Origin of the sequence: Dysgonomonas sp. 216, from assembly GCF_010501065.1 — a bacterium.
Classification (GTDB): Bacteria; Bacteroidota; Bacteroidia; order Bacteroidales; family Dysgonomonadaceae; genus QVMM01.
In genome coordinates this window covers 33,436-45,334 of sequence record NZ_QVMM01000005.1, presented here as the reverse complement: position 1 = coordinate 45,334, position 11,899 = coordinate 33,436, and the positions used below count along the sequence as shown (strand labels likewise).

Here is an 11,899-nt window from a genome sequence, read left to right as displayed (position 1 = left end):
ACCTTGTATGTAGATAAAAGAATCCCCTGTAAACCAACGGTTTTCAGGGGATGACTTATAAGGTAATGAAAATATATTTAGCTTAACAGTTTTTTCACTGTATCGGAAATTGCTTTTCCGTTTGTAACTCCTGCAAGAGCTTTTGTTGCCACACCCATAACTTTTCCCATATCGGCGGGAGTGCTGGCGCCAACCTGAGCCATAATTTCTTTCAGTTTGGCTTCAAGTTCATCTTGAGTAAGCTGTTTAGGTAAATAAACCTCTAATACTCCAACTTCGGCAAGTTCGTTTTCTGCCAAATCGGGGCGCCCTTGTGAAGAATAAATTCCAGCACTTTCGCGGCGTTGTTTTACCATCTTTTGTAATATTGCAATAGCTGTTTCGTCGGATAACTCCCCATCCGAGTTTTTCGCTGTTTTAGCTTCGATAAATTCTTTTTTTACTCCGCGTAAAGCTTCAAGTTTTACTTTATCTTTAGCTAGCATTGCTGCTTTTATGTCTGCGCTGACTTTCTCAAATAAGCTCATATGTTGTTATTGTTTTATTGATTTGTTTTATTCTTCAAATAAATTTCCTGTCGATTTTTTAGAATTGCTCTGGTAGTCGTGTGGATTAAAGTTTTCTCCACGTTTCATCATTGGAGTTTTCTCTAAAGCTTCAATAACTTTGTCGTCATCCAAATCGTCTTCCGACAAAATGTAAGGCTTAGGTGTAAAGAATGTGGGAAGGCTCATTTCCTTCATGTTTTCTTTGCCGTAATGCTCTTCTATCATTGCGTTTATACGACGCTTTTCATCTTCTTCTCTATGCAGGCGTTCTTCTTCCTGTCTGGCTTCTTCTTCCGTAAGATCGTCAAGCAAGCTGTCGTCAATACCCGGAATACTCGACATCCCGAATCCGGTGGCAAGCAGGGTTATTTTTATTTTGTCGTCTTTCAGTCCTTCTTCGGTTGCTGTTCCCCAAATTACTTCAACTTCGTTTCCAAATAGCTTCATGAAATCCGACACGGCAGCCATTTCTTCCACGATAAGAGGTTTTTCGCCCGAATAAATATTGAATAATATTTTTTTTGCGGCAAACACGTCGTTGTTGTTTAACAAAGGAGAATGTAATGCATTCTTAATGGCATCTTCCACACGGTTGTCTCCATCTCCGTAGCCGCTACTCATAATTGCTACACCTCCGTCTTTCAGTATGGTTTTAACATCGGCAAAGTCGAGGTTTATATGTCCGTGAACTGTTATTATTTCGGCAATACCTTTTGCTGCAATGGTAAGTGTGTCGTCGGCTTTTGCAAAAGCGTTCGGGATTGTAAGGTCGGCATAAATATCAATTAGTCTTTCGTTGTTTATAACCAAAAGTGCATCAACATTTTTTGCTATTTCTTCAACACCTTTCAGTGCCTGAATAATCTTTTTTCTGCCTTCGAAAACAAAAGGTATAGTTACAATTCCCACTGTAAGTATATCCATCTCTTTGGCTATGCGTGCAACAACAGGTGCGGCACCTGTTCCGGTACCACCTCCCATACCGGCAGTTATAAATACCATTTTAGTTCCGTCGCCAAGTAATTGCTGAATATCTTCTTTGCTTTCTTCGGCTGCGGCTTTGGCTATTTCGGGGCGGTTGCCGGCACCTAACCCTTCGGTGGTGCGCTTGCCTAGTTGAACCTTTGTATGCACAGGCGATTGTTCCAATGCCTGATTGTCGGTGTTGCACAATGCAAAAGATACATCGTGAATACCCTGATTATACATGTGATTGACGGCATTACCTCCACCTCCGCCAACACCTATCACTTTGATAAGCTGGCTCGTTTTTCGTGGAAACTGGAATTCTAAGATATCGTCGTTCATAATTCGTTGCTATTTTTCAGATTCAACTTTTATTTTTCTTCTTTAAACATGGCATCACCTATTTTGTGGATCTTGCCGAAAAAACCGAAGAGGGTTCTCTGTCCATCAGGTTTTTGCCCTGTTTTAGTGTCGTCTTCAACTTCTTCTTCCTCTTTTGATACTTCAGGCTCTTTAGCTTTAGCTACTTCAACCTGCGGTGGTTGCTGCACCTTGTTTTGTTCGGGCATTTGCTGGTGATGCTGGTTTATTGGCTGAGGTACCTCTTCCACAGGTTCGGGCTCTTGAACGATCTCTATCTTTTCGCAATTTTCTGTTGCAAATAACATAGAGCCAAGACACTGCGAATACGATGGTTTCTGAAGCAGTTCTATGGCATTATTAATGTATAGGCGTTTCACTGAACCTTCTTTTACGGTTACTTTTGCTTTGTCGGCAAAATATTCGTTCAGGCCTGTCATTTGAGAAGCTCCTCCGGTAATAATTATTCCGGCTTCGAGTTTTCCTGTATAGCCCGATACTTCTATTTGGTTGAGAATATTCATTAATATCTCGTCTTGTCTATACTGAATTATTTTATTGAGTTCACGTACATCTACATCGTTGCTATGCTGAATGCCGGATGTGTCGGTCGCTTTTTTCTTCCCTACACGTCCGTATTTTATTTTATAGCTTTCGGCCTGTTCTTCCGTAAAATCAAGCGATTGTATATCTTTTGTAATGGTTTTACCACCTAAAGGTATAACCGACATATATCGCAATAGCCCGTCTTTATAAATGGATACGGTTGTTGTACCACCACCAAAATCGACTAATGCACAGCCTTTATTTTTATCTTCTTCATCGAGCAGAATGGCTCCCGTTGCTACTGCTCCGACTATGAATCCGGCTATATTCGTCTGATTTTTAATAGCTATGCATCGCTGTAAATTGACTTTAATATTGGGGCGCCCTGTTATAAGTTGGAATGCAATTTCTATTTTGTTCGCAATCTTTCCGATTGGATCGTCAACAAGTTGATCGTCCAGATATTTTTCGGGGGCGATAGCTCCATAGTTTGTCAGCAAAGGTATTGTATGCGACTTGGCTTGCATTTCAAGTTTATCTATCATCGCAAAAGTAACTTCTGTGTCACTTTCAAAAAAGCGGCTTTCGATGTGCTTTACAGAGCGTAACGACATGCCCGCAATAGAAACATATACTTTTCCTATTTTTTTGCCAACTTTATTTTCGAGCAGGTTGAGTAGTTTTTTTACTCTGCCTGCGGCTTCGTCTATATTGTAAACGATTCCGTGCTTAATGCATGAATCGCTGGGTACAGATTCTGAAGCAAGGATTGATATAACGCCTTGCTCGTTACGACGACCGAGAAGCCCTACTATATTAGAGCTACCCATATCTATACATGCTATAAATCCTGTTTGTTCCATAATTCCTTTATTATATTGAGGGCAGATTACAAAGTTATACAAATCAACGCTTTGTACCGATAACTTGTTTATTATATTTTAGATTAATTGCGGAATAACGATCCCAACCTGTTTCGGAGAGGCCTTTTTCGTAAAATAGTTTTAATTTATCGAATTTCTCTTCGTAACCTTCAAGTTTGCCAAAAAGAATTTCTTGCCGACCTATTCGGGGGACAAGCTTTACTTCTTCGTTGGGTAAAACAACTATCTGTTCGATGAGATTATCCCAAAAAGTATTTTCTGACAAAAAATAAGCAAAGTTAAGAAGTTCCTCTTTTGCAAATTTTTCGCTTATTGCTCCTGTGGCCAAAGGTAAATCGGCTGTGAATACTTTCGACAAGGGTACTTTTTCTCCGTCATTATCTATATAGTAACTTTCGCCTGAATTATTGATTATTCGTAAAACCGGTTTACGGTTTATAATCTCGGCTCTAACTCCTCCGTCTCCGGTAACGAAAACTTTGGCTGTTTTTATCAGTTTGTTTTCGAGTATTGCTTGCTCTATCTGGTATGTGTTTATATCTTTAATATTTACGCCAAAAGGGTTCAGCCCTTTTTGGGTTATTTCTTTCTCTATCTCGGCAACATCTACAAGGTTTTGTCCTTTATTATCGACCGAAACAACTTCGAATTGCGAACATAACTGCGATTTAGGTTGCGATTCGAAAAAGAATGCGGCGAAAATCAAATATCCCGCCAATATACATGCTGCTATGATAATTAAAGCTTTCTTCATTTTTTCGTTTTTTCAATCAGTACATCTTTTATCTGACCGAGCATCTGGTCAATATCGCCGGCACCGATAGTTAGCAACACTTCTATGTCGTTTTTTTGTTTTAATAACCCGATGAGTTCGTCTTTTTTGCAAAGAGTTTTCAGGCATGTAACATTATCGAATATAATTTGGGATGTAATACCCTCGATCGGCTTTTCCCGTGCCGGATATATATCAAGCAGAATAAGTTCGTCCAGCAACGAAAGGCTTTCGGCAAATTCTTTAGCAAAGTCCTTTGTTCGACTGTATAAATGCGGTTGAAATATGCCTGTAACCTTTTTGGGGGCATATAATTCTTTAACCGATTTTATACTAGCTTCCAACTCTTGCGGATGGTGGGCATAGTCGTCGATAAGAACAATTGAATCGGATTTAAACAGAATGTCAAAACGCCTTTTTGCGCCACCAAATGTAGCCATTGATGTGCGAAGTTCTTCGGCTGTTGTTCCATTAAGCCAGGCTAAAGCCATTGCTCCTATTGCATTTTCGATATTAATTTTAACAGGAACTCCTAACTCTATATTTTTTATGACTTCTTTAGGAGTAACAAAATCAAACCTGATTTCTCCATTCCCGATCTTTACATTCTCAGCTCTGAAATCACCTTTTTCGATAGAGTAGGTGTATATTTTTACAGTCCGGTCGGTTTTTGGTGCAAGTTTTATATTGTGTTTTACGACTAAAGCACCGTCAGGCTGTATCAGAGAGGTAAAATGCTCAAAACTTTTTAAATACTCTTCTTCTGTTCCGTAAATATCCAAATGGTCGGGGTCAACCGATGTTATCAGTGCCATATATGGATGAAGCCAATGAAAAGAACGATCGTATTCGTCAGCTTCGATTACCGTAAAATCGCTTTTTTCGTCGAGCAAAAGATTTGTTCCGTAATTTTTGAGTATGCCGCCTAAAAATGCATTAACACCCAGATGCGATTGTTTCAATATATGGGCAAGCATGCTCGACGTGGTTGTTTTCCCGTGGGTGCCTGCACAACAAAGAGCTTTACTCGATTTTGTTATTTCGCCTAATACCTGTGCTCTTTTCTGCAATGTAAACTCTTGTCCCCTGAAATAATTAAGTTCGGCACTGTCGGCTGGCATTGCGGGTGTATAAACTATAAGTGTGGTTTCTTTATTTTTAAAGCTATCGGGAATTAAATCAATATTATCCGTATAGTGAATGTTACACCCTTCTTTTTCAAGGTTTTGTGTGAGCTGAGTCTCGGTTCGGTCGTATCCTGCCACCTTTTTACCTTTCGATAAAAAATAGCGTGCAAGATTACTCATCCCGATTCCTCCTATACCAAGGAAATATATCGATTTTAATTCTTTCATTATAACTTATATTTTCTTCATTTTTTTCATCACTAATTTCATAATTTCATCAGCAATGCGATCGGCAGAGTCTCTTTGAGCTAGTTTTGAAATGTTTATCGATAGCTCTGCTAATTTACTTTCATCTTTTATCAACTCTAGTGCTTTGCTTATAAGCGTGCTTTCTGCTTCTTTATCGTGTACTAGTATCGCTGCGTTTTTATTGACTAATGCCATCGCATTTTTAGTCTGATGATCTTCGGCAACGTTTGGCGAAGGTACAAGTATGGTAGGTTTTCCCAACAAGCTAAGTTCGGAAATAGAACTTGCTCCGGCGCGCGAGATTACAAGATCGGCAGCTTTGTAAGCTAAATCCATACGATCGAGGAAAGGATAAAGATGTATACGAGCAGTTCCTTCTCTGTTTGGTAGTTCCAGATATAGTTCGGAAAAATACAAACTGCCTGCTTGCCAGATTATCTGAACATCAGAATCGCCGATTTCTTTTAATGAACTTTGTACACTTCTGTTTATTGTTAGTGCCCCTAAGCTACCTCCTATAATAAGAATGGTTTTTAAATTAGGGTCGAGCTGAAAAAACTCGATAGCTTCGTCTTTCGAAACGTCGTCGAGCAGGGTTTGCCTACAGGGATTACCAGTGAGTATTATTTTGTCGGCAGGAAAGAACTTTTCCATGCCTTCGTATGCTACACAAATTTTCGAAGCTTTTTTTGCCAGAAGTTTATTGGTAACTCCGGGATATGAGTTTTGTTCTTGTATTAAGGTAGGTATTCCCATAGATGTAGCAACCCGCAATAACGGACCGCTAGCATATCCACCTACGCCGATTGCAATATGAGGTTTGAAATCTTTTAATACCTTTCGTGCTATTCTCAGACTTTTCAATAGTTTTAATAATACCGAAAAATTTTTTAATAGAGATCTTCTGTTGAACCCAGAGACAGGTAAGCCTATTATTTCGTATCCGGCAGCAGGAACACGGCTCATCTCCATACGCTTCTCTGCTCCTACAAATAGAATTTCAGTTGCAGGGTTTTCCTTTTTCAGTGCATCTGCGATGGCTATAGCCGGAAATATATGACCTCCTGTGCCTCCGCCGCTGATAATAACTCTTAATTTTTCCATTTCTAGGTAATTTTAATTAATCGAACTGAACGTTAGCTACACTCTCGTCGGCATTTTCATGTTCTTCTTCAAAGTTAGAGCATGCAAGCATTATGCCAAAACAGATGGATGTAACTAATATGGATGTACCACCTCTGCTTATTAAAGGCAACGGTTGTCCTGTAACAGGAAAGAGGCTTACTGCTACTCCCATATTGATTAAAGCTTGTATTGTTATCATAAGTGCTATCCCCAGTAGCAAATATTTCGGAAAATTTTTCTTGCATTTTCGAGCCAGCATTCCGGCCCTTATCATTAATGCAACATACAGTAAAAGCACAGCTATTCCGCCCAAAAAACCCATTTCTTCGAGGATAACAGCAAATATAAAATCGGAAAAAGCCTGAGGCAATACATCACGAACGCTTCCGCTTCCGGGTAGCGATACTATTCCGCCGTTGGCTATGGCTGCTTTTGAATATATAACCTGACGCTCGTCGTCGGGTATTTGCGACATTCGTGTAATAATAACTTCTTCTTTGTCGGCCGATGGTTCCATAAAACGTTCGATACGGGCTTTCCATGTCGCGAACCGTTTTAGGGGGTTGTTGTCCTCCATCTGATCGGGGAGTAATTGCAACAAGCCAAATACTGCCGCACCCAATGCTGCACAAATTAAAACTACAGCCATTAGTCGTTTCCACGATATTTGTCCCAAATACATCATCAATAATGCAATAAAGCCAATCATTAAGGCTGTGGAAAGGTTCTGGCTTATAATAAGTACACAAGGTAATGCTGTGCCGATAATGATGGTATAAAACATAGCTTTTTCATTCTCCTTATTTGTGCGGCTGAGAAAAAAGGCAACAAAGCCAACAACGGCTAGTTTGGCGAGTTCGGAGGGTTGAAATTTTACCCCACCAAGAAACGATGCCCAACGTTGTGCCCCGTTTACTTCCTCGCCCCATATCATTACGAATATTAGTAAGATGCAGGCTACGGGAAGTAGCAATATAAGTGACGAAAATATGCGGGTAGGAACTCGTTGTAATATCATAACAGCCATAAATCCGGCAATGATAAACAGAGCGTGATATAATACAGGCCCCCAATGACTGGCTTTGCCATATATTAACTGGCTCGAGGCGCTAAACACTTCGAGTAGTGATATGGCACATAGGGCTATATATATTCCCCAGATAGTTTTATCACCTTTGAATATTCTGCTGAAAAAATCGGTAATTACATTACTTTCCATCTGTAACGTATTGTTTTATAATTGTCTTACACAGTCTTTAAACTGATTTCCACGATCTTCGTAATTTTTAAATAAATCGAAACTTGCGCAACATGGCGAAAGCAAAACTGTATCGCCATCGTTTGCTGCTTCGTATGCTTTGTTTACGGCATCCTTAATCGAATTTGTATCGATTATATTTTCGATTTTTCCATCAAAAAAACGATGTAGTTTGCTGTTATCTACTCCCATAAATACAAGCGTATGAACTTTATTCATAACCAATTCTTCTATTTCGGTATAATCGTTTCCTTTGTCGGTGCCGCCCAGTATGAGCACAACTTTGGTTTTGATACTTTGTAAGGCATACCAACAAGAGTTTACATTGGTGGCTTTCGAATCGTTTATAAATTCGATACCTCTTACTTTAGCAACTTTTTCCAACCGGTGTTCAACGCCTTTGAAATCGGATAGGGATGCGCGCAGGCTATCGTCCGAAATATCTAATAATTTTGCTGTCAGGCCGGCTGCTAACGAGTTATAAAGATTATGTGTACCTGTAAGTGCTAATAAATCTTGTTCCATTGTAAAAACAGATTTTGGGGTGTTTATAATTATTGTCCCGTTTTCAGTATATGCCGATATCGGTTGTACCTTATTTTCGGCAAAAGCATATAGTTGAGACGATATTTTTAATTTTTCTATTTCGTGGGTTATATGTGTATCCTCTACCCAATATATAAAGGCATCATCTTTTGTTTGGTTACGGGTTATACGCATTTTAGCATCCACGTATTTTTGCATATTGTGGTCGTACCTGTCCATGTGGTCAGGTGTGATATTCAATAGTATAGCTATATCGGCTTTAAAATCATACATGTTTTCGAGCTGGAAACTACTTAGCTCAAGAACATAGTAGTCGAAATTTTCTTCGGCTACCTGACGGGCAAAGCTTTTGCCGATGTTTCCGCCGAGTCCGACATTTAAACCTGCCGACTTCATTATATGATAGATAAGGCTGGTGGTGGTAGTTTTTCCGTTGCTGCCCGTAATGCATATCTTTTTTGCATTGGTGTATTTTCCGGCAAATTCTATTTCCGATATAACAGGTATATTTTTTGCTATTGCTTTTGCAACCAATGGAGCATAGTTAGGTATGCCCGGACTTTTTATAATTTGTGCAGCCGACAATATAACATCTTCGCTATGACCATTTTCCTCGAAAGGTATTTCGTGTGCCTGAAGTTCAGCAATGTATTTGTCTTGTAATTTTCCATTGTCGGACAAAAACACATCAAAACCTTTGGTTTTAGCTAATATAGCTGAACCAACACCACTTTCTCCGCCTCCGAGTATTATTGTTTTCATAACTGTTTTTTGTTTACCTCATTTTTAAAGTTGCCAATGTTAGTGCTGCTAAAATTATGCCAATAAGCCAAAAGCGAACTACTATCTTCGATTCGGGTATTGGAATTATTGGTTTTTGTATACGCGCTACTATTCCGGCATTTCCTGCTTTCTGAAAATGATGGTGTAGAGGGGTCATTTTAAAAATACGTTTTCCCTCACCATATTTCTTTTTGGTGAATTTGAAGTAAAACACCTGAATCATAACCGATAAGCTTTCAACAAAAAATACTCCACATAAAATAGGTAATAATAATTCTTTATGTATGAGTATTGCAAATACCCCGATTATACCTCCGAGTGTTAGACTACCCGTGTCGCCCATAAATACCTGTGCCGGGAAAGAGTTGTACCAAAGAAATCCGACAGTGGCTCCGATAAATGCGGAGGCAAAAACCACCAACTCTTCGCTCCCCGGTATAAACATAATATTGAGGTAGGCAGCAAACTCTACGTGCCCCGATACGTATGCAAGAATACCGAGGGTGACACCTATTACGGCCGAACTTCCGGCCGCAAGTCCGTCCAGCCCATCGGTCAGATTTGCTCCATTCGATACTGCTGTTATAATAAATATTGCAACAAGGACAAATAAAATCCATGCGGCAGGTTCGGCATAGTCGCCAAGAAACGAAACAAACCACTCGTAATCGAGGTTATTGTTCTTTACAAAAGGAATTGTTGTTTGAGTCGATTTTACACCTTCTGCCTGAAATGTAACTTTTTCGATGATGTTATCCGAATTACGGAATTCGGTATTTTCCCTGACAATAACATCAGGGCTAAGATATAGTGTAAGCCCTACTATCAAGCCTAATCCTATCTGTGCAATAATTTTGAAACGTCCATGTAATCCTTCCTTGTCTTTTTTGAAGACTTTTATGTAGTCGTCGAGAAAACCTAACGAGCCAAGCCATACTGTTGTGATTATCATCAGTATGATATATATATTAGCTAGTTTTGCAAGCAAAAGAACGGGTATGAGAATAGCAATTATTATAATAATTCCTCCCATTGTAGGAGTTCCCTTTTTGTTCATTTGCCCTTCCAAACCTAAATCGCGGACAAGCTCGCCTATCTGAAGAATTTGTAAACGGTTTATTATTTTACGTCCGATAAGCGTAGATACAAGCAATGATAATATCAGTGCCATTGCCGAACGGAATGATACATATCTGAACATCCCGGCTCCGGGAAGGTCTAATTGGTCTAGATAATCGAATAAATAGTATAACATTGCAAAAACGGTTTAGGCTTCAAATATTTTGCTTACAATCTCTTTGTCATCGAAGTGATGTTTTACACCTTTCACTTCCTGATAGTCTTCGTGACCTTTGCCTGCTATAAGTATAACATCGCCTTCCTTAGCTAACATACAGGCTGTTTTTATGGCTTGTGCACGATCTACTATTAGTAATGTTTTTTGTAGCTGAGCGGTATCTAATCCATCAGCCATATCGTTTATAATTGCTTCGGGTTCTTCGAAGCGGGGATTGTCTGATGTGAGAATTACCTGATCGCTTAATTTTACAGCTTCGCGAGCCATAATCGGCCGCTTTGTTTTATCCCTGTTCCCTCCGCAACCAACTACTGTTATAACACGTCCGCTACCTTCCAGTACCTCGTGTATAGCCTCCAGTACGTTAGTTAGGGCATCGGGTGTATGTGCATAATCGACAATAGCCGTATAGCTTTGCTTGGTGTTTCTCACTGTTTCGAAACGACCCGATACCGGACGCAAGGTGCTAAGTACCACCAGTATTTCGGAAGCCTCCTGCCCAAGCAAAGAGGCGGCTCCGTACACTGCTAACAGATTGTAGACATTGAATACACCAACAAAGTGAACTTCAACATCCTTGCCGTTGATTTCGATAGAAGTTCCATCAAAATGCTTTTCAATGATGCGTGCTTTAAAATCGGCTAAAGCTTTTACCGAGTAGGTATACTTTTTAGCTTTAGTATTTTGCAGCATTACCAATCCATTTTTGTCGTCTAAGTTTGTAAGGGCGAATGCCGTTTCGGGAAGATTATCGAAGAAAGCTTTTTTTGCTTTCAGATATTCTTCCATAGTTTTATGATAATCAAGATGATCCTGAGTTAAATTGGTAAAAATCCCACCCGTGAATTTCAATCCGCTGATACGTTTCTGGTGTATTGCATGCGAACTTACCTCCATAAATGCGTAATCGCAACCAGCGGCCACCATTTTAGCAAGCATCTCGTTGAGGCTTATGGGGTCGGGGGTGGTGTGTGTTGCCGAGTATTTATCGTCGTTCACATAGTTTGCAACAGTCGACAATAATCCCGTTCCATATCCTAAACGACGGAACATATTGTAAAGAACTGTTGCTGTGGTAGTTTTTCCGTTGGTTCCGGTAACACCCACAAGCTTCAGCTTCGATGATGGGTCGCCATACCACTTTGTCGCCATTTTCCCTATTGCATCGGCTGAATCTTTTACCTTTATATAAGTAAGGTCCGAATTTGGAGTTTCAATATCTTCTTCGTGAATAATAACTTTGGCCCCCGATTCTATTGCGTTATTTATGTACTGATGTCCGTCAACCTGTACGCCTTTTAGAGCTACAAAAACAAAACCATCTGCCGATTTGCGAGAGTCGGAGGTTATACCAGTAACAGTAACATCTTTGTTGCCATGTGTTTCTGCTATATCTATACCCGATAATAATTCTTGTAATTTCATACCCTAATTATTA

10 protein-coding genes are annotated in these 11,899 nt (G+C 39.7%); all 10 read right to left on the bottom strand.

Features of this window, described 5'->3' with window-relative positions; translation table 11 throughout:
• Positions 1–77 precede the first annotated feature (77 nt).
• From D0T53_RS04425 to D0T53_RS04380, 10 genes are read right to left on the bottom strand one after another with little or no spacing between them, the layout of a single operon-like run.
• The gene (locus D0T53_RS04425; protein ID WP_163265484.1) at positions 78–527 is read right to left on the bottom strand and encodes a GatB/YqeY domain-containing protein; all 450 of its coding nucleotides are present in this window, start codon (positions 525–527) and stop codon (positions 78–80) included.
• 27 nt (positions 528–554) lie between these two features.
• Positions 555–1,856 (bottom strand): cell division protein FtsZ, encoded by a 1,302-nt coding sequence (ftsZ, locus tag D0T53_RS04420; RefSeq protein ID WP_163265482.1) that lies wholly within the window; start codon positions 1,854–1,856, stop codon positions 555–557.
• 29 nt (positions 1,857–1,885) lie between these two features.
• Entirely contained in the window at positions 1,886–3,283 is a 1,398-nt protein-coding gene (gene ftsA / locus D0T53_RS04415) for a cell division protein FtsA (RefSeq protein WP_163265481.1), read from the bottom strand.
• Positions 3,284–3,326: 43 nt separating this feature from the next.
• Positions 3,327–4,058, bottom strand: a complete 732-nt coding sequence (locus D0T53_RS04410) for a cell division protein FtsQ/DivIB (RefSeq protein ID WP_163265479.1) — start codon at positions 4,056–4,058, stop codon at positions 3,327–3,329.
• Positions 4,055–5,431 carry a UDP-N-acetylmuramate--L-alanine ligase gene (murC, locus tag D0T53_RS04405; protein ID WP_163265477.1) on the bottom strand — a complete coding sequence of 459 codons (1,377 nt, stop codon included), beginning with the start codon at positions 5,429–5,431 and terminating at the stop codon, positions 4,055–4,057. Before murC ends, D0T53_RS04410 begins: the two co-directional genes overlap by 4 nt.
• 6 nt (positions 5,432–5,437) lie before the next feature.
• A complete protein-coding gene (murG, locus tag D0T53_RS04400) occupies positions 5,438–6,556 on the bottom strand; it encodes an undecaprenyldiphospho-muramoylpentapeptide beta-N-acetylglucosaminyltransferase (RefSeq protein ID WP_163265475.1) in 1,119 nt (372 codons plus the stop codon).
• 16 nt (positions 6,557–6,572) lie between these two features.
• Positions 6,573–7,796, bottom strand: coding sequence for an FtsW/RodA/SpoVE family cell cycle protein (locus D0T53_RS04395; protein WP_163265473.1), 1,224 nt, complete (start codon positions 7,794–7,796; stop codon positions 6,573–6,575).
• Between the two features lie 15 nt (positions 7,797–7,811).
• Positions 7,812–9,143 carry a UDP-N-acetylmuramoyl-L-alanine--D-glutamate ligase gene (murD, locus tag D0T53_RS04390; RefSeq protein WP_163265471.1) on the bottom strand — a complete coding sequence of 444 codons (1,332 nt, stop codon included), beginning with the start codon at positions 9,141–9,143 and terminating at the stop codon, positions 7,812–7,814.
• A 13-nt stretch (positions 9,144–9,156) separates the two neighbouring features.
• Entirely contained in the window at positions 9,157–10,419 is a 1,263-nt protein-coding gene (gene mraY / locus D0T53_RS04385; protein ID WP_163265469.1) for a phospho-N-acetylmuramoyl-pentapeptide-transferase, read from the bottom strand.
• A 12-nt stretch (positions 10,420–10,431) separates the two neighbouring features.
• Positions 10,432–11,886, bottom strand: a complete 1,455-nt coding sequence (locus D0T53_RS04380; RefSeq protein WP_163265467.1) for a UDP-N-acetylmuramoyl-L-alanyl-D-glutamate--2,6-diaminopimelate ligase — start codon at positions 11,884–11,886, stop codon at positions 10,432–10,434.
• Positions 11,887–11,899 lie beyond the last annotated feature (13 nt).